General features: G+C 62.7%; 19 protein-coding genes, 1 tRNA gene and 1 pseudogene. 12 read left to right on the top strand and 9 right to left on the bottom strand.

Annotation, left to right across the window (positions count from 1 at the left end; translation table 11 throughout):
• Position 1: 1 nt before the first annotated feature.
• The 4 genes from B0G77_RS19495 to B0G77_RS19480 are packed head-to-tail and all read left to right on the top strand — an operon-like array spanning position 2 to position 3,885.
• Complete coding sequence (locus tag B0G77_RS19495) at positions 2 to 844, top strand: ABC transporter substrate-binding protein (RefSeq protein WP_243751051.1); 843 nt, start codon at positions 2 to 4, stop codon at positions 842 to 844.
• A gap of 43 nt (positions 845 to 887) precedes the next feature.
• Positions 888 to 1,613 carry an amino acid ABC transporter permease gene (locus tag B0G77_RS19490; RefSeq protein WP_133663592.1) on the top strand — a complete coding sequence of 242 codons (726 nt, stop codon included), beginning with the start codon at positions 888 to 890 and terminating at the stop codon, positions 1,611 to 1,613.
• A 43-nt stretch (positions 1,614 to 1,656) separates the two neighbouring features.
• A complete protein-coding gene (gene hydA, locus B0G77_RS19485) occupies positions 1,657 to 3,099 on the top strand; it encodes a dihydropyrimidinase (protein WP_133664201.1) in 1,443 nt (480 codons plus the stop codon).
• 36 nt (positions 3,100 to 3,135) lie between these two features.
• Entirely contained in the window at positions 3,136 to 3,885 is a 750-nt protein-coding gene (locus tag B0G77_RS19480; protein ID WP_133663591.1) for a GntR family transcriptional regulator, read from the top strand.
• Between the two features lie 11 nt (positions 3,886 to 3,896).
• Here B0G77_RS19480 and B0G77_RS19475 read toward each other — a convergent pair whose 3' ends face one another.
• Together B0G77_RS19475 and B0G77_RS19470 are read right to left on the bottom strand one after the other, a co-directional pair.
• Entirely contained in the window at positions 3,897 to 5,540 is a 1,644-nt protein-coding gene (locus B0G77_RS19475) for a hypothetical protein (protein WP_166656191.1), read from the bottom strand.
• 131 nt (positions 5,541 to 5,671) lie between these two features.
• Positions 5,672 to 6,943 carry a hypothetical protein gene (locus B0G77_RS19470; RefSeq protein WP_133663589.1) on the bottom strand — a complete coding sequence of 424 codons (1,272 nt, stop codon included), beginning with the start codon at positions 6,941 to 6,943 and terminating at the stop codon, positions 5,672 to 5,674.
• 647 nt (positions 6,944 to 7,590) lie between these two features.
• On the opposite strand from B0G77_RS19470, the gene B0G77_RS19465 reads away from it, so the two are divergent.
• The 7 genes from B0G77_RS19465 (at position 7,591) to lepB (ending at position 15,586) form a co-directional block, all read left to right on the top strand.
• Entirely contained in the window at positions 7,591 to 9,471 is a 1,881-nt protein-coding gene (locus tag B0G77_RS19465; RefSeq protein ID WP_133663588.1) for an alpha/beta hydrolase, read from the top strand.
• Positions 9,468 to 10,292 carry a class I SAM-dependent methyltransferase gene (locus B0G77_RS19460; protein WP_133663587.1) on the top strand — a complete coding sequence of 275 codons (825 nt, stop codon included), beginning with the start codon at positions 9,468 to 9,470 and terminating at the stop codon, positions 10,290 to 10,292. The genes B0G77_RS19465 and B0G77_RS19460 overlap by 4 nt, the downstream gene beginning before the upstream one ends.
• A gap of 237 nt (positions 10,293 to 10,529) precedes the next feature.
• Positions 10,530 to 12,110: a mannose-1-phosphate guanylyltransferase/mannose-6-phosphate isomerase gene (locus tag B0G77_RS19455; RefSeq protein WP_133663586.1), complete on the top strand. Its 1,581-nt coding sequence runs from the start codon at positions 10,530 to 10,532 to the stop codon at positions 12,108 to 12,110.
• Positions 12,107 to 12,661 carry a flavin reductase family protein gene (locus B0G77_RS19450; RefSeq protein ID WP_133663585.1) on the top strand — a complete coding sequence of 185 codons (555 nt, stop codon included), beginning with the start codon at positions 12,107 to 12,109 and terminating at the stop codon, positions 12,659 to 12,661. The genes B0G77_RS19455 and B0G77_RS19450 overlap by 4 nt, the downstream gene beginning before the upstream one ends.
• A 357-nt stretch (positions 12,662 to 13,018) precedes the next feature.
• The gene (locus B0G77_RS19445) at positions 13,019 to 13,738 is read left to right on the top strand and encodes a FadR/GntR family transcriptional regulator (protein WP_133663584.1); all 720 of its coding nucleotides are present in this window, start codon (positions 13,019 to 13,021) and stop codon (positions 13,736 to 13,738) included.
• A 99-nt stretch (positions 13,739 to 13,837) separates the two neighbouring features.
• Positions 13,838 to 14,815 (top strand): Gfo/Idh/MocA family oxidoreductase, encoded by a 978-nt coding sequence (locus tag B0G77_RS19440; RefSeq protein ID WP_133663583.1) that lies wholly within the window; start codon positions 13,838 to 13,840, stop codon positions 14,813 to 14,815.
• 78 nt (positions 14,816 to 14,893) lie between these two features.
• On the top strand, positions 14,894 to 15,586 hold the full coding sequence (gene lepB, locus B0G77_RS19435) for a signal peptidase I (RefSeq protein WP_133663582.1): 693 nt from the start codon (positions 14,894 to 14,896) through the stop codon (positions 15,584 to 15,586).
• Here the strand turns inward: lepB and B0G77_RS44350 are convergent.
• The 7 genes and pseudogenes from B0G77_RS44350 to B0G77_RS19405 all read right to left on the bottom strand — a co-directional run.
• Positions 15,568 to 15,657: pseudogene (locus B0G77_RS44350) on the bottom strand (ABC transporter permease); the annotation flags it as partial. The gene lepB and the pseudogene B0G77_RS44350 overlap by 19 nt on opposite strands.
• A 147-nt stretch (positions 15,658 to 15,804) precedes the next feature.
• Positions 15,805 to 16,830: a quinone-dependent dihydroorotate dehydrogenase gene (locus B0G77_RS19430; protein ID WP_133663581.1), complete on the bottom strand. Its 1,026-nt coding sequence runs from the start codon at positions 16,828 to 16,830 to the stop codon at positions 15,805 to 15,807.
• A gap of 154 nt (positions 16,831 to 16,984) precedes the next feature.
• Positions 16,985 to 17,809, bottom strand: a complete 825-nt coding sequence (locus tag B0G77_RS19425; protein WP_133663580.1) for an arginyltransferase — start codon at positions 17,807 to 17,809, stop codon at positions 16,985 to 16,987.
• A 104-nt stretch (positions 17,810 to 17,913) separates the two neighbouring features.
• The gene (gene aat / locus B0G77_RS19420) at positions 17,914 to 18,651 is read right to left on the bottom strand and encodes a leucyl/phenylalanyl-tRNA--protein transferase (RefSeq protein WP_133663579.1); all 738 of its coding nucleotides are present in this window, start codon (positions 18,649 to 18,651) and stop codon (positions 17,914 to 17,916) included.
• Positions 18,652 to 18,664: 13 nt separating this feature from the next.
• A complete protein-coding gene (locus B0G77_RS19415; protein WP_133663578.1) occupies positions 18,665 to 19,210 on the bottom strand; it encodes an NUDIX hydrolase in 546 nt (181 codons plus the stop codon).
• A gap of 231 nt (positions 19,211 to 19,441) precedes the next feature.
• Positions 19,442 to 20,791: a glycosyltransferase family 87 protein gene (locus B0G77_RS19410; RefSeq protein ID WP_166656190.1), complete on the bottom strand. Its 1,350-nt coding sequence runs from the start codon at positions 20,789 to 20,791 to the stop codon at positions 19,442 to 19,444.
• A 448-nt stretch (positions 20,792 to 21,239) separates the two neighbouring features.
• Positions 21,240 to 21,316, bottom strand: a tRNA-Met gene (locus tag B0G77_RS19405).
• 200 nt (positions 21,317 to 21,516) lie between these two features.
• Here B0G77_RS19405 and B0G77_RS19400 point away from each other — a divergent pair.
• Positions 21,517 to 22,014 (top strand): heme-degrading domain-containing protein, encoded by a 498-nt coding sequence (locus tag B0G77_RS19400; protein ID WP_133663576.1) that lies wholly within the window; start codon positions 21,517 to 21,519, stop codon positions 22,012 to 22,014.
• The last annotated feature ends 4 nt before the right edge of the window (positions 22,015 to 22,018 follow it).

The following is a 22,018-nucleotide window of genomic DNA, read 5'->3' as shown; positions in this document are numbered from 1 at the left end:
CATGTCCTATCGTTCGTTCGTCCGCCCGCGCCTGTTTTCAGGCGCACTCGCGATTGCTTTGGCAATGGCCGCGCAGCAGCCTGCTGCCGCGTGCACGTCATCGATTCCCGCCGACGCGCTGATCAAGCAAGGCGTACTGATCATGTCGACCAACCCGACGTTGCCGCCGCTGCAATACACCGACGCTTCCGGACAACTGAAGGGCATGCGCATCGAACTGGGCGAGGAGATTGCGAAGCGTCTGTGCCTCACGCCCGAATACGTGAAGATCGATTTCGACGCGATGGTGCCGGGTCTGCAAGGCGGCCGCTGGGACGTCATCAATACCGGTATTTTCGTGACCGACGAGCGTACCCGCATCATGCAGATGATCCCGTACGAGAATCAGGCGATCAGCATTTCCACCACGGCTTCAAATCCGCTGAAGATCACGAAGACGGACGACCTCGCGGGGCATACGGTAGGCGTCGAGATCGGCGGATTCGAGGAGGCACAGGCGCGCGCGATGATCAAGGACATGACGGCGCGTGGCATGAAGCCGTTCACGCTGCGTACTTTCGACACATTCTCGATCGCCTACCAGGCACTGGCGGCCGGGCAGGTTGACGCGGTCGTCTCGATCGACGCGGTCGCCGGCGAATACCAGAAGCGTGGCGGCTTTGCGCGTGCGGTGTCCGGCATCCATCCTACGCCGGTCGCGCTTGCCGCCAAAAATCCGGCGCTCGCGAGCGCGATTGTCGGCGTCCTCGACCAGATGCAGAAGGACGGCAGCTATCAGAAGCTGTTCGCGAGGTACGGCATCAAGCCACTCGATGCGCCCATCGCCGTCGCGCAGCCAAAGTGAATGCCGCGGGAACGACGTTGATTAATCTGCCAGGAGTCAAGTGATGAACCAGGGATGGAACTGGGACGGTTTCGCCTCTTATCTGATCAGCCCCTACCTGATCGGCGGAGCGTTTCAAACCATCTGGCTGACACTCGCGGCGATTGCCGGCGGCCTTATCCTCGGCTCGCTGGTTGCGTTTGCGCGGCTGTCTGGAAAGCATTGGCTGTCGGCGCCGGCTGCGTTCTACGTATGGGTTCTTCGTGGGACGCCGCTGCTCGTGCAACTGATCATCCTCTACACGGGGCTTCCGCAGGTCGGGCTGCGCTTCTCCGTGATCGAGGCCGCGCTGATTGGCCTGATTCTTAACGAAGCCGCGTACCTCGCCGAGATCATTCGCGGCGGCATCATCGCGGTGCCTCGCGGGCAGACCAACGCCGCGAAGGCGCTCGGCCTGAACGGCGTGCAGACGATGCGCCAGATCGTTTTCCCGCAAGCGATGCGGCTCATCGTGCCGTCACTCGGCAATAGCGTGAACAGCCTGCTGAAGACGACCTCGATCACGTCGGTGATCTCGATGGAGGAGCTACTCCGGCGTACGCAGGAGCTCATCCAGGAGCGCTTCATGGTGCTCGAGCTGTTCGTCGTGGCCGCGCTTTACTACCTGCTGATGACGACGGTGTGGAGTTTCTTCCAGCGCAGGATCGAAGCCTACTACGGGCGGGGCTACGCCGCGCACGATGCAGGCCGCGGCGGCTGGCGTGCACGGCTCGCCGCACGCCGCGCGTAGCAGCCCGCTCACATTGACCACAGAGAAAACACGCGTGACCGACATGTACCAGTCCAGCTTTGACACGGTGATTCGCGACGCGCGCATCGCCACGGCGGCCGATCTTTATACCGCCGATATCGGCGTCAGCGATGGCGTGATCGTCGCGATCGGCCGGGATCTGCCCAGTGGCCGCGAGACGATCGACGCGAAGGGCCGCTTCGTCACGCCGGGCGGCGTGGATGCGCACGTTCATCTCGACCAGCCCACGTCAGACGGTTCGAAAATGGCGGACGACTTCCTGACCGGCACGCGCTCCGCGGCGTGCGGCGGCACTACCACGGTCATTCCGTTCGCGTTGCAGTTCAAGGGACACAGCGTGCGCGCGGCGGTGCAGGATTATCACGCTCGAGCGGCCGGCAAGGCGTCGATCGACTACGCGTTCCACCTGATCGTGTCGGACCCGACAGAGGCAGTGCTGAAGGAGGAACTGCCGGCACTGATCGCGGACGGTTATACGTCGATCAAGGTCTATATGACCTACGACGACATGAAGCTCGAGGACCGCCAGATCATAGACGTGCTCGCCTGCGCGCGCGTTCATGGCGCCATGACGATGGTCCATGCGGAGAACAGCGACTGCATCGGCTGGCTGACCGAACGGCTGCTCGCGGCCGGGCTCACCGCGCCGAAGTATCACGGCGATTCGCGGCCGATGCTGGTCGAGCGGGAAGCCACCCATCGGGCGATCGCATTGTCCGAGGTGACGGAGGTGCCGATTCTGATCGTCCATGTCTCCGGACGGGAGGCGATCGAGCAGATTCACTGGGCGCGCGGCCGGGGTCTGCCGATCTTCGCGGAAACCTGCCCGCAGTATCTTTTCCTCAGCGAAGAAGACCTCGCGCTCGAAGGCTTCGCTGGCGCGAAGTGCATCTGCAGTCCGCCGCCACGCGACAAGGCGAACCAGCAGGCCGTGTGGACCGGATTACAGAACGGCATGTTCACGATCGTATCGTCGGACCACGCGCCCTTTAACTACGACGATCCGCACGGCAAGATGCTGCATGGCGCCGCTAGCGGCTTCCACCTGGTGCCCAACGGCATTCCGGGCCTTGAAACCCGGCTGCCGCTGCTGTTCTCGGAAGGCGTGATAGGCGGCCGGATCGGCATCAACCGTTTCGTGCAGCTCACGTCGACGAACGCGGCGAAGCTGTACGGGCTGTACCCGCGCAAGGGCACAATCGCGGTTGGCAGTGACGCCGACCTGGTGATCTGGGATACGGGTATCGAACGTACGATCCGCAATGACGAGCTTCACCATGCGGCCGACTACACGCCCTACGAGGGCCGCGAAGTGCGTGCATGGCCCGCGATGACGCTGAGTCGAGGCGTGACCGTCTGGGCGGACGGGCAGTTCCGGGGGCAGGCCGGTCATGGACAGTTCCTGCGATGCGGTCGCCCGGACGTTGTAACATCGCAGGTTAAAAATGGGACTGCTGTCATCTGAAAGCGGATCCGGCGGAAAAGAGAATTACGCGCAATCATGACAAGAGCAGAAATCAAGGCAGCGGGAACCGGCGTGAAGAAGGCATCGCGGAAATCGACAGGCGAGGTACGGCAGCCGGAGGCATTGCCCGTGCAGACAGAAGAAGCGGTCTCCGAAACACGCGTTGCCAGCCTCGGCGAGCGCGCCTACCGGCGTTTGCGCGAGATGATTCTGGATCGTGAGCTCGAGGCGGGCGCGCTGCTCAACGAGCTGCGTGTCGCCGACCAACTGGATATGTCGCGGACACCCGTTCGCGAGGCGCTGATCCGGCTCACCGGCGAAGGCCTGTTGGTGCGCGCCGACGCGCGCAGCTTCGCGGTGCGCACAGTGTCTGCTCGCGAGTTTTTCGAAAGCATGCGGGTTCGTGAAGTACTCGAAGCACAGGCGATCGACCTCGGTATCCAGCGGCTCACGCCCGTGGTGATCGAGGCGCTGGAAGCGAAGGTTCACGCGCTCGAGGTCGGCAAGCATACCGAAGTCGAGCATCGTGAACTGGATGATCTGCTGCACAGGACGATTGCGGAGGCGTCGGGCAATGCCGTTCTCGTCCAGATGATCGCGATGATGCGGCTGAACGCGCGGCTCTTTCGCGTGACGAGCCATCTTCACCGCCAGCAGGAGAATCACGTCGAACACCTTGCGATTCTCGCCGCGCTCAAGTCGCGTGACAAGGTGGAAGCACGCAACGCGATGATCAGTCACATTCGCGGCTTGCAGGATGACGTCATCAAGGCGATAACAGGCTAGTACGACACCCCTCAAATAGCGCGCGTCAGTGTTTGCTGCCATGCCATCCTTACCAGTTCGATCCAGGTCCGTTCCCTGACCTGTATCGTCCAGTCTCCCCTGTTTAGCGGGAGATCGATGAAGGGCGTTTGTGCAACCGGTTGCGACATGGCGCCTTCGGTACTGACCGCGCTGACGTCAAGGAAAGGGGTGGAAAACTGGTTCACCCGTATGACGCCGGCTGATTCGCAGTTTGCATGAATACGAAGGTTTCGAAAGTACGGAATCCGCGCACCACCCTCGAACGTACACCCTCCGTGACTTTCGACCAGTTGCCGTGGCTCGGGAAGAATCGAGCTGGCCTTGACGAACGGGATGTTGGGCGTCGCAGTCAGCCTTGCCTGATAGCGCGCTGGAAAGTATTCGCCACCGGCGTCTGGGCCCGGCTCCGCGGACGGGATCTCGTGCCTCAGCTCAGCGAGGGGAATGGCGGTATGAGTCTGCTGTAACACGTCCACCTTGCCGACGACATGGGCTACGGTGACCGCGAGTAGTGCGATCTGCGCAACCCGTCTCCAGGTCGGGCGAAGCTGCTCGATCATGCCCGCGAACGCGATGAACATCAGCGGTGTAGCGATCGACAGCAGGCGCCACGGAAACTGCACGAAATCGAACATGGCCGACAGTCGCCAGACGGGGGCGGCGAGCTGCGTCATAAACAACGTCAGCACAAGAGCCGCGATGCCGGACGTCAAAACGACGCGAGCGTAACGATCGTTCCTGCTGCGAATCTGAAGAGCCAGTCCGGCTAGCAGCGTAAGAATGGGCCAGCCAAACCACGATCCTGGCTTGGGAGAAAAGATCCGTATGAGCGGAACAGCATTGTCGGCAGGCAGGCCATGGAGCGTGGCTTGAGCTGGGCAGAAGTAACTGCCCCATACCGTGAACGGCACATAGACCAGCACAAGGAAGACTAAAAGCGCGCTGCCGCTCGCCACGAGGAGCGCAACGCCTGTCCGGGTGGAGCGCACGAGCAGGTAGAGCGCGCACAGGATCAGCAGGCCGGCAGCGGCGACGAAGATGACGAGGTGAGCGAGCAGGAGCAGCATCAGGACGGCGAATACCTTGAGCGCCGACCACGTCCTGTTTTTGCCGTTCAACAGATCGATGGTGCAGGCGATTCCAAGTGGTACCAGCGCATTGGCCGAAAATTCGGCGACGGCACCGCGTTCGATGACGCAAATCAGCGAGTACGGCGACAGCACACATGCGATGGCGATGACGAGGCTGGCCGTGCGGTCGATACCGAGCTTCGCTGCACACTGATAGACGCCGTACAGCATGATGGCGGCGAAGAGCAGAACACTCAGACGGAATCCCATAACGATGTCGTCTGTCGCGATCGTGAGCGCCGCGGCCACGAGATTGAAAAGCTTATGGTAGAAAAACGGCATGGGAGAGCCGAAGCCGTTGGCATCGACAGGGGTCCAGACCGAAACCAGATCGCCCGCCCTCAAGGCGTTCACCCAGACTTCGATGTGCGAAAACGAAAGATAGGTGTCGTGCCCATTGACGATCGGGCCGAGCAGTATTCCCGCACCGCACGCGAAGACCAGAAGCCAGGCGAAACAGGCCGGATAGTCTGGACCGGCGGATGCCTCTTTGAACGTGCTCATGTATTCGCGCATATCGCAATCCGGTTAGGGCGATCGGGCACCATTGCATTCATCGTTGGCATGCCATGGACGTGGTCGAATGACGCCGGACGAGCGCGTGCGGCACACTCGTCGAGTGGCGAAAATGCGGGCTATCTGTCGAAAAGCGTGACCCGCGGTCCAATGAATTCGACCGACGACAAGGGCGCGCCGCGCTGCCGAAACACCTCGCTGCTCACGATATTCATCTTGCCGCCGAGGCCCGGCCAGTCGCCGACGAACCATACCCGCTGATGGGAAGCCAGCAACCGGTCGATTTCCACGCGGTCGCTCTCGATCGTCGCTGGCGCGCCCTTATTGCTGCCGAGATAGGGACGCTTGAACCCGACAGCCGGGTAGCGCGACGGTATCGCCGCAATGTCGAACTCAACGGGCTGCTGACGCGCGTAGTAGTGCAGACCGACTTCCAGCTCGTTCGGGTAGATGAGCAGAAGGTCGCCTGGGCGGTAGTTGTCAGCCAGGTAGCGAACGGCGCCGCGCAGGTCTTCGGTGGGTGAGCGAAGGTACGTGATGCTCTGTACGCTGCACAGGAGGACGAGAACGGCCAGGATGGCGAGCCTGAAAGTCTTCATCTTCCCCGGGAGATACAGGCCGAAAGCGACCAGAAGCAGGAAAGCCGGGGTGATCCATGCGAAGGTGCGTGTGATGAAGATCGGTGTGTAAAGATAAGACAGCACGAAAATGCAGGCCACTGGCATGAACAGGATGGTGGCCAGGTACAGGGCGATTGCCTTGCTGCTTCTCCAGATCGCAAGCCACGCGAGAGAGGCCACGACGACGGCGGGAATAAATGCGAACTTGCCACCTGCTGCCAGCGTGTAGGGCCATGTGATCATTCTGGGCGAGATCGTGATCCAGAATGCGGCTGCGACGGTTCTGCTCTCGATCAACAGGATCGGGATGCACGGGCTCCATACCAGCAGGGCCACGGCCAACGCCTTGGCGGCGAGTAGCATGTCCTCGCGCTTGTAGGGGGAGAACAGCAGGATGGCCGCGAATATCGCCGTCCAGTTGCTGAAAATGATGAATGGGCTCGTGTTGTGAAGCCACAGTACGATGCCGCCACAAATGCCTGACGAGAGGCAGAGGAGAGTCGCGCCGCGAATCCGTGCTGTCTTGCGTTGCGCGTCGAGCAGACGGCGCAACAGCATCAACGAAGTCACGATGAGCATCGTGCAGAACAGCGTTTGAAGCGCGTAGGGCCGCGCCTGCTGGGCGTATTCGATATTTCCGTCATTCAAGGCCACAAGCAGAGCCGCCACGATGCCTGCCGGAGCGTAGCTTTTTCCGAGTCCGATGAGGCGTGGTGCGAAGGCTGTGATCGCCACCGTTGCGAGGCTCGCGACGACAGAAAGCGATCGCATGGCGGCTTCCGAGGATCCTGCCAGCGCGATCCAGATCTTCAGTAGCGAATAGTAGAAGGGCGGGTGTGTTTCATAGAGGGGCGTCCTGGTCCATAAATCCGTCCATGAGAGACTCGAAAACCAGAAGCTGTACGCCTCGTCCATCCAGATCGAGCGGGAGGAAAGCGTGGGGATCCGAAAGAAGAGGGCCAACATGACGACCCCGGCAACAGCTGGCAAGAACCAGTCCATCGATCCGATGATCCGGTTTCCCCTGCCGAATGACATCGTCTTTTCTGTGCCGGAAAGGGCCGGTTCTGCGTCGCCGGAATGACCGCTGGCTGGTGCTTGCGTCGTCTCGAGGTGCATCATCTCAGGCGCCCTGTATGAATGATCCGGATGTACCTCCACCCAGTGTCAGGATTCTGCCCGGTGCCTGCTGTGAAGTTTGTGCGTCTGCGCACCCATATGCGTTGCCACGAGCCCGGTGCCCGAGTGTGCAACGACACGTCAGAGCATTGTGTGGGAGGACGCACAGATAGGTCGACGTGCTCTCGATACAGTCGGGACTATCCCGTCCGTCTATCGGTGATCGTTTGTGGTCGATGTGACGGCATGTCGTGCGGTCCTCTGCACGCGTGTTCACTCGCCATGGCATAAGGACTCACATGAGACCAGTCATCTTCGATGGCTGCTTCGGTTGGCTTCATGAGGCGCAGGGCCGACACGGCGTCGTGCTCTGCAATCCGTTCGGATACGACGCGCTATGCACGCACCGCGGATGGCGTCGACTGGCTGAGCGCATCGCGATGGCAGGGATGCCCGTGCTGCGCTTCGACTACCCCGGCACGGGCGATTCGTCAGGCAGGGAAGATGAATCCGGCAGGGTCGATGCGTGGCTCGACAGCATCGTCGCAGCCGTACGTCATCTGGTTCAGACCACGGGTGTCACGCAGGTTTCATTGTGTGGCCTGCGCCTCGGCGCCGCGCTTGCAACGCTTGCTGCCGAGCGGATCGGCGGCATCGACGGGCTTGTGCTGCTATCGCCGCCGCAGTCTGGGCGAAGCTATCTACGCGAGCTGCGGGCGCATCGCCAGAGCTGGATGAGCACGACCGCGGGCATGAACGCCGATCCCATTCCCGATACCGCGAACTATATTGAAGCGTTCGGCTTCGGTTTTCATGGCGACGACATCGCGCAACTGGGTGCGTATGATCTGCGCGCCGACACGCGGGCACCCGCGCGCCGCGTCCTGCTGCTGGACTCGAGCGATCGCGCACGCGGTACGGCGCTAGTCGAGCACTATACGGCGAACGGCGTGCAGGTCGAGCGACACGCCTTCGACGAAGCAGACCGCTTCTTTGTCGAGGCGTTGTATAGCGAAGAACCCGTTGACGCGTTCGCGACCGTCGCCGCATGGCTCGAAAAGGTGACCGGCGCACAGGCCGTTTCGGCGGACGTGCCGCGCGGCGCACATGACGCCAGTGCTGACGCAGGCGCGCACGCGCTTCACGCGGAACCATCAGAACTCGCGCTCGTGGGCGACAAGGCGAGCGAACGCCCAGTGATCTTCGGCGGACATTTCGGCATCTATTGCCGGCCCGATGTGCCACGCGAGGGCGCACCCGCCGTTCTCTTCTTCAATACCGGCGCAAGTCATCACATCGGCGACGGCCGCATTTTTGTCCTCTTTGCACGGACGCTGGCGAGTCAGGGCATCGCGTCGTTGCGCATGGATCTGGCTGGTCTCGGCGACAGTACGCCCGCGGTGCCGGCCGTCACGCTGGACATGATCTATTCGGCGGACTCCTGTGCGGGCGCGATGGCGGGCGCCGACTGGCTCGTCGAACACGGGCACCCGCGGGTCGTCACCTTTGGCGTGTGCGGCGGAGCGTTTGTCGGACTGCATGCGTGTGCCGCGCATCCGCGTATCGTCGGTTGCTTCGGCGTGAACCTGCAAAAATTCATCTGGGATGGCGAGGCGCGTGCGCCCGGCACCGCTGGCCTTGCGTCGACGCGCGTCCTGCGTCAATCGGCACTCCGGCTCGACAAATGGATGCGCGTGCTGCGCGGCGAGACGTCCCTCATGCGGGTCGTGCGAGGGCTTGCGCAACGTGCGTCCCGTGGTCTGTTCCTGCGCGTCTCCGATCTGATCGACAACACGACCGGTCTGTCGATTGCGCCAGATGAGGTGCGTCGGCTGCTGCGCACGCTGCACGACAAAGGCGCGGAAGCGCGCCTCGTGTATGGCGATTTCGATCTCGGGCTCGACGAGCTGAAAATCCAGTTTGGTCCGCGTCTGCGTGCGCTTCGCCGCTTCTCGCGCGTGAGCGCGGTGACCTTACCCAAGCTCGACCACGCACTCTTCACGCGCCCCGCGCGGGAAGTCGCGATGGCCGATGCACAGTCGTGGTTCTTTGAGCGGTTTGTCAGGGCGCCAGCTGTGGAAACGAGTCCCGATGAACGCCCGGCCACTCCGACAGCGGGCCGGCGATCGACCGGGGAGCATGTGGCTTACGGTTCATATCCAGATGGAGCGCCTCAATGAACATCCAGCTTCCGCTTGACCAGATCAATCAGCGCACGTGGAATTCGCGCGATGCCTTGCGCGAATTTACAACCGAAAAGATGTGGACGGACCCGGGTGAGGCGTCCGCGTTCGACTGGGTTACCGACGAATGCCGCGGCCAGCCGTTGCTCGATATCGGCATCGGCGCGGGCCGGACAATACCGCTGATGATGCATATTTCGTCGGACTATACGGGCATCGACTACACGGAGGTGCTGGTGGAGAAGGCGCGCGGGCGCTTTCCCGGCCTCGATCTGCGTCATATGGATGCGCGCGACATGTCGAAACTGCCGTCGGATCACTTCGGCCTCACGGCGTTCAGCTGGAACGGAATCGACTGCGTGAACTACGAAGACCGCGAACAGATCCTGAAGGAAATGTATCGTGTGACGAAGCCTGGTGGTCTGGTTCTCTTCTCCAGCCACAACCGCGAAGGCCCGGGTTTTCAGGAAAGCGTCTGGAAACTGCTGCCGCGCTTTTCTCCGAACCCGTTGCGCTTCGGCTGGCGAACGCTGCGTTCGATGCGGGTGCTGCCGCTTGCAAGCTACAACTATCTGCGCCATGCAAAGTTCCATCGCGACTACGAAGGCTATTCGATCAAGACGGCGGCTGCGCATATGTTCGGGATTGTCATCGTTTATACGACGCTGCCTGAGCAGCGGCGTCAGTTGACTTCGATCGGCTTCGAGATCGATGCGGTGTTCGGCAGCTGCGACGGCGAGCGCATTTATGCCGAAACGCAGAGCAGCGACGCATGGTGGTTCCACTTCATCGCACGTAAGCCTGCTCACGGCGCCTGAGTCGATGCATCGTTGCGCCGGCGGGCGTCCGGCGTTCCTTCGGTGTGCGTCGTTCGACGCTTCTACCCCTACGAATAATGTCCTGAGGCAATGTGGGCGCTCGAACAGAGCCCCGCGTGCGCTCTCTGATTCAATGAGTCTGTGATGGGGTCATGAGGCGGCTACCCTCTCCATCGACGCATGTACACTGATTTTCGCTTCTGGAAAACTGATCGCACCGCTTCGGGAGAGCGACGAATGAACGATTTCGTGTTGCCTGTCACGCTCGAGGCCCGTGAAAACGAGGCTCAGGCGTCGTGCACCGTGCAACCGGTGATACTGGCGGGAGGCTCCGGCACACGTCTATGGCCGCTATCGCGCGAGCAGTGTCCGAAACAGCTGATCGGTCTCATCGACGACGAGTCGCTGCTCGAGGCCACGCTGAAGAGACTCGATCACGCTTTCATGCCCGACGCTCACGCGTCGTCGGCGCTGCGCATGGTGAAGGCCGCGCCACTCGTCGTGTGCGGAGAAGATCTGCGCCTGTTGACCGTCGACCGCCTCGAACGATGCGGCAAAGCTTTTCACATCGTGCTCGAACCGGTACCGCGCAACACGGCGCCTGCGCTCACGATCGCGGCCCTGGCCGCGCAGGCCGATGCGCCGCCGGGCAATGATCCGGTGCTGGTGGTGATGCCAGCCGATCATCTGATTGCCGACTGCACCGCATTTGCGCTTGCGCTCGAGCATGCCGTGGCGCACGCGGCCGCGGGTGCAATCGTCGCGCTCGGCGTGCCGCCGCAGCGGGCGGAAACCGGTTACGGCTACATCCGTACGGGCGCGGCCCAAGGTACCGACGGCACCCGTGCCATTGACCGCTTCGTCGAGAAGCCCGATGCGGAACTCGCGGCGCACTATGTGTCGTCGGGCGAGTTCTGGTGGAACAGTGGCATCTTCGTCGTGCGCGCATCGGTCTGGCTCGATGCGATTGCGCGTTGCCGTCCAGCGATCGCCGAATCCTGTACCGATGCGTTCGCGCGGGCGTCGATCGAAAGCGACGGCGCCCTGCGTCTCGATCGCGCGACGTTCGCAAGCTGCCCGTCGGATTCGATCGACTACGCCGTGATGGAACAGATCGGTGCCGACGCGAAGCTCGCCGGCGTGGTCGTGCCGTTTGTCGCGGGCTGGTCCGACGTGGGCGCATGGGACGCTGTCTGGGACGTGTCGAAGAAGGATGACGCGGGCAACGTCGCGCGCGGGCGCGTGCTGTTCGAGGGCGCGACCGACAGCTTCGCGCATTCCGACGGCCGGCTCGTCGCGTGTGTCGGCGTGAGCGGCGTCGTCGTGGTCGAGACGGCGGACGCTGTGCTCGTTGCGTCGAAAGATCGCGTGCAGGACGTGAAGGCGATCGTCGGCCGGCTGAAGGCAGAGCAGGGTCCGGAGGCGAAGGAGCACCGCAAGGTGCAGCGGCCGTGGGGCTGCTACGACTCGATCGACCGCGGCGAACGCTTCCAGGTGAAGCGCATCGTGGTGAAGCCTGGTGGACGTCTGTCGCTGCAGATGCATCACCATCGCGCGGAGCACTGGGTGGTCGTGCGCGGCACCGCACGCGTCACGCGCGGGGAAGAGACTTTCCTGCTGTCGGAGAACCAGTCCACGTATATTCCGCTCGGCGTCACTCATCGGCTCGAGAACCCGGGCAAGACGCCGCTCGAGATCATCGAGGTGCAATCGGGCAGTTATCTCGGCGAAGACGACATCGTGCGCTTCGACGACCAGTACGGACGGGTCGCGCAGCGCGAGCCCGGGACGCGGACCCGTGGCAGGGATCAGCAATGAACGCGCGAACATTCCCGGTCGGCGAAGCTGTCTTCCCTGATCGCGCGGCAAGCGATGCCGCAGCGGAGCCGGTTTTCGACGAACGCCATTTCCGTCGCGCGCTGGGGCGCTTTGCGACCGGCGTAGTGGTGATTTCGGCCGGCTCGGGTGATCACCTTCATGCGATGACAGCCAACGCCTTCATGTCCGGCTCGCTCAAGCCGCCTCTCATCGTCGTGTCGGTCGGGCATCGTGCACGGATGCACGAGCGGCTCATGCAAACCCAACTGTTCGGCGTCAGCGTGCTGTCGGACGAACAGGAACCGCACAGCCGGCACTTCGCGGGCGAACCGCAGACATGGCTCGCGCCGCGTTTCACCGAGGTCGACGGGCTGGATGGCGTCGTGCTGCTGGACCGCGCGGTGGCGCGTTTTGCCGCGCGCGTCGTGGACCGTCACGCATGCGGCGACCACACGCTGTTCGTCGGCGAGGTATTGGTGTTTTCGCTCGACGAACACGCCCCGCTTGTGTTCTTCGGCGGCCGTTACGCATCGGTCTCCCGGGATCATTGAGCCATTGCCGGGCGATTTCGGCCGTGAGCCTGCCTCGCGGAGCCGGACGGGCCCTCCTCATCTGTCACGCGCACATATATCGCACATACCGCAGAAACGCCGGTGCGAGGTGTCGCCGCGCGCCGCGCGATGCAATTTTTCCATGGCTTATCCCCTCCGAGGCAGACTGGGCGTGCCATGCTGCGCGCCGCGTTACACAGACGAAACAATTTGTCAGAGGGATAACCCTGTCAGGACGTTTCCCACTGGCGCATCGTTTCCGAACCAAGCAACGTACTGAAAAAACATCTATTCCGCATACGAGGGCAAGGGTCAACTGGCTACTCAGGCAACAGGGGCCGCATCGGGGAGAGTGTCATGGAACAGGCGAACAAGGACCGCTCGTTGGTCAGCAAGGTGATGGATGGACTCGTCACGGGCATCGTGGAGGAAAAGTACGGTGCTGTGCTACCGCCGCAGGATGTATTGTCGAAGGAATTCGATGTGAGCCGGACAGTGATGCGCGAGGCACTGTCGATGCTGCTCGCGCGTCACATGCTCGATGTGCGGCCGAAGATCGGCACCCGCATCCGGCCCATGCGGGACTGGCGCATGATCGACGAAGAGGTCGTGAACTGGCGTTTTCGCGCGAAGCCCGATCCGGCGTTTCTGCGCGACGTGATTGAGTTCCGCATGCTGATCGAGCCGCGCGCCTCGGCTCAGGCTGCTTCGCGCGGGAGTCCGGCGGATGTCGTCGGCATTCGCGAGGCATTCAACGCTTTCCGGGAGGTCCGGCCAGGTGAGCCTGGCTATCAGGCTGCCGATGAATTGCTGCATACGCGGATCGTCGTGGCGAGCGGCAACCAGTTTTTCCAGCAGATGGCGGCCATCATTCGCGGGGCGTTGTCGACGGTGAATCCGATCGTCACCGAGAAATCTGGCCTTTGGGAAGCGATCGTGGACACGCACAGCCGCATCGTCGATGCGATCGAACGGCATGATCCGAAAGAAGCGGAAAGCGCTTCGCGCGCGCTGATCGACTTCACCGCCGACGAGATATGCAGGACGTATGCCGTCGACCGGCAGATGCCTGGATGACGATGTGTTTCCAGCAAGGCGGGCGCCATTGTCGCGGGCATGGCGCCAGGATGGGCGACAATAGCGGTTGCCATCAACCTCGCTGGAATTGATACATCGATGAAAGACAACACCGTGGTCCGCTGGGGCATCGTTGGTACGGGGCGGATTGCGCGCCGTTTTGCTGTGGGGCTTGCACACGTTCCCGGCGCACGGATCACTTCTCTCTGGTCGCGGCGCCGCGAACCGGCCGCGGCCTTTGCCGCCGAATTCGGCGGCACCGTGCATGCGAGTCTCGATGCGCTGCTCGCGAGCGACATCGACGCCGTCTACATCGCCACGCACCAGGACAGCCACGCCGACTATGCCATCGCCGCGCTCGAGGCTGGCCGCCACGTGCTGTGCGAAAAGCCTGCGACGGTGAACGCGGCGCAACTCGATCGCGTCATCGGCGCGGCGCGTGCCGCGCAACGGCTCTTCATGGAGGCGATGAAGCCGCCGTTTTATCCGCTGTATCGCCAGTTGCGCGCGCATCTCGCCGCCGACCCGATCGGCGCGGTCGGGCTCGTGCGGGCGGGCTGCTCAGTGCCCGGCGTGCCCGACGATCACCCGTCGGTGTCGTTCGAACACGCGGGCGGTGCGCTGCTCGACATCGGCATCTACGAGATGTTTCTCGCGGTCGACTGGCTCGGCGCGCCGCTCGACGTGCAGACGATCGGGCGCCTCGGGCCGACCGGTGTCGACGTCTTCGCAAGTCTGAACAGCCGGCACGAACACGGCATCGCGCAACTGTTCTGCGGTCTCGATCTGGCCGGCAAGGGCGATGCGCTGATCGCGGCAACCGGCGGACACGTGACGATCCACGAAAACTGGTGGAATCCGGTGCGCGCGACCATCCGCTATAGGGACGGCCGTGTCGTGGAACTCGATGCGCCGTTCGAAGGCGGCGGACTCAACTACGAGACGGCACACTTCTGCGAACTGATCCGCGCAGGACACCTCGAGAGCCCGGTGATGACACATGCGAAGTCGCGGCAGATGATCGCCATGGCCGACGCCGCGCGCGCGACGCTTGGCGTGCGGTTTGCGGGCGAGTGATACGATCTGCGCGGGCGCGTGGCGGTTGGTGCGCTCAAGCTTTCGATTTCCTTCCGATGGGAGCGGGTTGTGACACGCATGCTGAGCAAATTCTGGCGCGACAACAAAAGCCTTTTCGCGTTTCTCGTTCTAATGGTGCTGTTTCGCAGCGCGGTGGCCGACTGGAACGTCGTGCCGAGCGGCTCGATGCTGCCGACGATCCGAGAGGGCGACCGCATCCTCGTCAACAAGATGGCGTACGACCTGCGCATTCCGCTCACGCACATCGCGATCGCGCATCTGCATGACCCGCAGCGCGGCGATATCGTGACGGTCGATTCGTCGGCGGCGCATGAGCTGATCGTGAAGCGCCTGATCGGCTTGCCTGGCGACCGTGTCGCGATGCGCGACAACGTGCTGTATGTGAACGGCGTGCGCGCGAACTACCAGCCGCTGGCGATGACGCCCCTGCCGGGCGATACCTTTTCGCCTGGCGAGTATCTGAGGGAGCGTTTCGACGGCGTGTCGCACGTGGTGCGGCTGTCTGAGGTGTCGCCGAGTCCGCGTCGCTCGTTCGGGCCCGTGATGGTGCCGGCGGGCGAGTATCTGATGCTGGGCGACAACCGCGATGACAGCGCCGATTCGCGTTACTTCGGTTTCTTTCCGCGCAGTGAGTTGATGGGGCGCACGCGTCACGTCGCGTTTTCGCTCGACCCGGATCACTACTACAAGCCGCGCTTCGACCGCTTCGGCGTGGCGCTGGATGGCGCGTCGCTGACGGCTGCGAGATAAGCAGGCAATGATTGACAGGTCGACGCGATGATCTCCTGCGCGCTGCGCAGCAACTCGGTGAGGGTGATCACGCGCTCCATTCGGTCGTGACGAACTCCGGCTTCAGGGCGAGCTTTGTTCCTTATTTGCCCAGGGCGGGTAGTGATTTCAGCGAGGATGACCGTTGCCAGGCAATCGATATTTTTGCTATCGATTGCCTGCTTCCAGACCAGGGTGAATCAGGCGGCCAGAGCCTGCGCGCATTCGGCGACGAGCGCCGGGCCGCGATAGATAAAGCCCGTGTAGAGCTGCACCAGCGAGGCGCCGGCAGCCAGTTTGGCGCGCGCGTCGTCGCCGGAGAAAATGCCGCCCACGCCGATGATCGGCACCGTTTCGCCAACTTCGGCGCGCAGCTTGCGGATCACTTCGTTCGATGCGTCGAACACCGGCCGACCCGACAGGCCGCCGGCCTCGTCGGCGTGTGGCAAGCCGGCTACGGCGGCACGGGAGAGCGTCGTGTTGGTGGCGATCACGCCTTCGAAGCGGTGGCGCAGCAGGGTGTCGGCGATCGACTTGATCTGCTCGTCGTCGAGATCCGGCGCGATTTTCAGCGCGAGCGGCACGAGCTTGCCGTGCAGGTCGGCGAGACGCTGCTGCTTGTCCTTCAGCGCGGCCAGCAGCGCGTCGAGTTCGTCTGCGCCCTGCAGTTGGCGCAGATTCTTCGTATTCGGTGATGAAATGTTGACTGTCACATAGCTCGCAAACGGGTACACGCGCTCGAGACAGTACAGGTAGTCGTCGGCGGCGCGGTCCATCGGCGTATCCGCATTCTTGCCGATGTTCAGGCCGAGAATGCCGCGATAGCGCGCTGCCTGCACGTTCTTCACGAACTGGTCGACGCCCGCGTTGTTGAAACCCATCCGGTTGATGACCGCATTCGCTTCGGGCAGCCGGAACATGCGCGGCCGCGGATTGCCCGGCTGTGCACGCGGCGTGACCGTGCCCACTTCGATGAAACCGAAGCCGAGCGCGGCGAGCCCGTCGATGCACGCGCCATCCTTGTCGAGACCGGCGGCGAGGCCGACCGGGTTGCGGAAGGTGAGGCCCATCACGGTGCGCGGCGAGTCGGGCACGCGCGGCGCGAGTGCGCCGGCAAGACCGGTGCGGCCGGCGGCGCCGAGCAGGCGCAGCGTCAAATGGTGGGCGTCTTCCGCGTCCATGCGAAAGAGTTGGGCGCGTACGAGCGGGTAAAGGGAACTGAACACAGAACGAAGCCGGACGGCCAGAAAATGAGAACCCGCTATTTTAGCGGTTTAATGAGATCAAAGTCCGGGATTGTGGGTGGCGCGCAAGGGGAATCGCAGGCGGCTCGTTTGTGCTGCGGTCGTGCCGAGGTTCGCGCTGTGGTCGTGCCGTATCTCAGGGCGTGTTGCCGCGCCGGCCGCCGTGCGCCATCGCGTCGACCGGCGCAAGCGCGGGACCCGTCGTATCGAGAACCGTCCATGAACCGTCATGGAGCCCTTCGAGCGGGCGGAAGTTCGCCTTGTACGCCATCTTCGGACTCTCGCGGATCCAGTAGCCGAGATAGACATACGGCAGCTTCAGGCTGCGGGCCTGCTCGATCTGCCAGAGGATGTTGTAGGTGCCGAAGCTCGTGTGCGACTGATCGGGTTCGAAGAACGTGTAGACCGACGAGAGCCCGTCCCCGAGGATGTCGATCATACTGACCATCCGCAGGATGCCGGGCATCCCCGGGTGGCCGGGGTGCGGCGGCTCGCGGAATTCGACCAGGCGCGAATTGATCCGGCTTTGCAGCAGGAACTGCTCGTACTGGTCCCGGCTGTCGCGATCCATGCCGCCGCCCGCATGCCGCGCCGACTGGTAGCGCATGTAAAGCGCATAGTGCTCTTCGTCGTAGTGCAAGGGCGCGACCGTGGCGATCAGTTCGCTATGCTTTCTCCACACCCGGCGCTGCGTGCGGTTTGGCTCGAAGCGCTCGACCGGCACGCGCACCGGCACACAGGCCCTGCATCCGTCGCAGTAGGGCCGATAGGTGAACACGCCGGAGCGGCGAAAGCCCGCCTTGACGAGTTCGGTGTAGACGTCGGAGTTGATGAGATGGCTCGGCGTGGCAACCTGCGAGCGTGCGATACGCCCTTCCAGATAACTGCAAGGGTAGGGCGCTGTTGCATAGAATTGCAGCGCCGAAAGCGGTGAAAGCGGCAGCTCATTCGGGTGAGTCACGTTGGCAGCTCTCGAAGCGTTTCTGGTATTGCAAACCCGGTTGCCGAAGCCGTGCCGCGGACTAGCCGGATCGTTTGCCCTTCGTTTGCCCCTTATCGGGGCCGTCACGCCGGTTGCGCGATGACGTCGGCGAGCGCGGTCTTGTCGAAGCGCCAGGGGATCGGTGCAGCATCGACAGAGGCGTCGACATGCGCGACGAACGCCTTGCGCGCTATCTCGCGACCGCCCAGTGACGCCAGATGCGACGTGTTCTGCTGGCAGTCTATCATTTCTATTTCGTGACGTCGCAAGTGGCCGATGAGCGCTGAGAGCGCGATCTTCGAAGCATCCGTGACCTCCGCGAACATCGATTCACCGAAGAACATGCGTCCGAACGACACGCCGTAGAGGCCGCCAACGCGCCGGCCTTCGTGCCAGGTTTCGATGCTGTGCGCATCGCCGACGCGATGCAGCGACGAATAGGCGTCGATGACATCGGCGGTGATCCATGTGCCGCGCTGGCCATGCCGCGGTGTCATCGCGCAGGCACGCATGACGCCGGCGAAGTCCTCGTCGACGCGGATTTCCCACGCCTCGTCGCGCAGCACGCGCTTGAGCGTTTTCTTTAGCGACAGCGAGACCTTGAACTCGCGCGGGCGCAGGATCATGCGCGGGTCGGGGCTCCACCAGAGCACGGGCTGGCCGTCCGAATACCAGGGGAAGATGCCGCGCCGGTAAGCGTCGATGAGTTTTGACGGCAACAGATCGGCGCTTGCCGCGAGGAGGCCGGGTGCGCCGCTTGCCGCGCCGAGCGCGCGCTCGACGGGCGGAAACGGATCGTCGGGTCCGAGCCAGGGAACCATGCGCGCGGCCCGCTCAACCTTCGCGCAGCGAGCGGAAGATGTCGCCGGTATGCAGGCCGTAGCTGCCGGACATACGGTCAGCGAAGAAAAACCGCAGCGTCTGGCCGACGGTCGGGAAGGCGATGTCGTCCCACGGTATCTCATGCTCTTCGAAGAGCCGCACTTCCAGGCTTTCTTCGCCGGCTGCGATGTCGAGGTCGAGTAGCCGCGCCATGTAGAACAGATGCACCTGATGCACGTGCGGCACGTTCAGGAGCGAAAACAGGTTCTGCACCTCGACGCGTGCGCCGGCCTCCTCGAGCGTTTCGCGCGCGGCGGCTTCGGCGGTGGTTTCGCCCATTTCCATGAAGCCCGCGGGCAGCGTCCAGTAGCCGTAACGCGGCTCGATCGCGCGGCGGCACAGCAGCACCTTCTCGTCCCAGACCGGGACCGTGCCGACGACGTTGCGCGGATTCTGATAGTGCACGGTGCCGCAACTGGCGCAGACGAAGCGCTCACGGTTGTCGCCGGGAGGAATGCTCAGACTGACCGCGTTGCCGCAAACAGAACAGAATTTCATGGAAAGTGGGCAAGGAATGGTGATGGAAGTTTATCACCGGGGCGGGGCGGCACGATGACGCCCGGTGCCGGCGCGACGAACCTGGTCGGGCACCGGCCCGGCCAGGTCGATCCGCCCGGCCAGCCGGCGAGAGCGTGTTCGTCCCCGGAACCATCCGCCTCTGTCGCGGGTAGGGAAATTCAACGCTCCGCACGAGCGAACCTGTCGATCTTCCGGCGCTTTGCGGCGCCTCTACGGGCAGCCCTGCGTCTGGTTCTGGTTAGAGGCACCCAGGGCGTTGTCACGCGCGCCAAAATTGAGCGCATGAATCAGTGTGAGCAGAGCGAGGATCCCCGCGAGCATCCAGTAGCCGCTCAGCCAGTGAGCAGTCGTCAGATACGAGATCGCCAGTGTCGCGAAGCCGAGCGTGCGCATCGGCGTCGCCTTGCGTATTAGCAGTGCGAACATCGTGGCGATGTAGGCTGTCGGCAAGATGCTGTAATCGTGCTCCCAGGCAACCGGCGACGCGAGCGTAAACGTCAACGCGGCTCCGGCAAAATCCAGCAATCCGAGCCGCTGCCGGCTAAAAAGCGGAATCAGCAGAGCCGCGGCGATCAGCGCGGCAGATGACGCAACCGTGCCGGCATAGACGAACGGATTGAACGAAGGGAAGCCACGGGCCTCCCAGACGTTGGGATCGCCAGTTCGGTAGAGGGCGTTCAGAACGCCGTTAATCGACTGGTTGGGTCGATAGGCTTCGCCTGTGCGTGATAGAGCGTGCAACACCGAGAGGTAGTCGAGATGGTTTTGCACGCCGAAGACCGACAACGATGCGGCGAGCCCAGCCAGCGCCACTGCGCTCCAGCCTGCAACGAAGCGCCATTCGCGCCGCAGCAGACCCCAGACGAAGAACAACATGAATTGAGGTTTGATCAGGCAGATGAGGCCGATCAGCAGGCCCGACAGTCCCTTGCGGCGCAGGAGCCACGCGAGCGCTGCGAATGCAAACAACGCGCTGATCCAGCTTTGCACCTGGCCGATGGTCAGTGCGCCGAGCAGAGGGAAAAACAGCAGCGTGCCGCATGCTGCTGCCGCTGCGATCGGCCAGCGCCTGGAGGCACAGCCGGGCGAGCGTAGCGCCAGCGTGAAGGCGAACGCGCCGGACGCCAGCACGTTGAGCAGAATGACGAGGAAGTCGAAGCGGTTGAGAGCAGCATTGCCTGGATGGATGCCAAAGAGCGACAGGATGTACAACGGCAACAGACTGCTCGGCGGATCCTGGAATTTGTTCCCCTCGACAAAGAACAACTGGTGATACATGCGACCGCCCGGATGCTGCCAGAACCAGTCAAGCGCTGCACGCATCAGTCCCCAGGAGTCTTCGGCCGCAGGCAGGCCGGTGACCCACGCAGACGTCCCGACTCGCAGCAAATGTGTCAATGACGGAAACGGTGAAACAAACCACCTTGTCACAAGATCGACCATTGGCGACACGATGAACACGAGCAGAAAGAAATAGAGCAGGTATCTTCCGACCAGATTTTCATCGACCGTGTTCTCACGCGGCGGTCTGGCACTGTCAACTGTCGCGTTGGAAGGCATGCCTTGCTCCTTGCAGCGTTCAAACTGTTCTCGATGCGCGTCCGGGGAAAGGCGGCCCATCTTGAACGACTGCGTTGCAGTTTGGGAGTGCTGTCTTGATCTTCGTGTTCGATACCCCACCGTTCGACGATGATTGAGTGGAGTTACCGGGCGGCCAGCTTCGTGAGACGCGAGGTAGATATCCGTATCGGCGGCAAGAGCACAACTGCGCCCAGATCAGGTGTAGGGTGAGAAAATTCTGCGAGGCTCGTTTCCCGGGCGACGACAGGCACGCAATGACCCTGCAGGATTCGCGTGAAAGTTGGTATGAGGCGCGACGGGATGGCTCGTGCTCTAAGCGGATCCCAAGGAAAGGGAGAGCCTTCGTTTCATCGGAGAAGCCCAGAAAACAAAAAACCCGCATAAGCGGGTTTGATGGTACGACGGTGAACTGCTTGTTGGTGCTTATTGGTTGCGGGGGTAGGATTTGAACCTACGACCTTCGGGTTATGAGCCCGACGAGCTGCCAGACTGCTCCACCCCGCGTCCGTCGAAGAAAAGATTATAGGGCAAACACCATCGTGGCGCAACACCTTTTTAAGAACCGACTTCAACACGCATGAGTTGAAGTCGCGCGTGCGTTGCTTTGCGACGCCTACAGAATGGGTAGCCCGATGCGATGAGCTAGAATCGGAATTCGCTTTGCGCCGCATCGCGGGCGCGCGTTCAACTTTTTGTCTTTGCTCATGGATATCGTTCACGATCTGCAGTCGATTGTCGCTCAGGAAAAAGCCCTGGTGTTTCCCCGTTTCGACGCCGATCGAGCGTGGCAAGTGGGTGCCTATCTGCATGAGATCGCGAAAGCGCGCGGCCTCCCGCTTGCGGTCGATGTGCGCACCTTCGGTCAGCCGCTATTCTTTTGTACGCTTGAGGGCGCGACGCCCGATAACGTCGACTGGGCGCGACGCAAGGGCAACGTGGTCGCGCATTTTCGTCGCAGCTCGTATGCGATCGGACTGCGCATGCAGCAGGCCGGCACGACGCTCGCGGAAAAGCATGCATTGCCCGCGAGCGAATACGCGTCGCATGGTGGCGCGTTCCCGTTGACCGTGGCGGGCGTGGGCGTTATCGGATCGATCACGGTCTCAGGGTTGCCGCAGCGCTCCGATCATGAACTGGTTGTCGAAGCGCTATGCGCGCTGCTCGGACAGGACTACAGCGCACTTGCACTCGCGAGAGCCTGACACG

Source organism: Paraburkholderia sp. BL10I2N1, assembly GCF_004361815.1.
Lineage (GTDB): Bacteria > Pseudomonadota > Gammaproteobacteria > Burkholderiales > Burkholderiaceae > Paraburkholderia.
The sequence above is the reverse complement of the archived record's forward strand: the minus strand, read 5'-3'. Positions and strand labels throughout refer to the sequence as shown.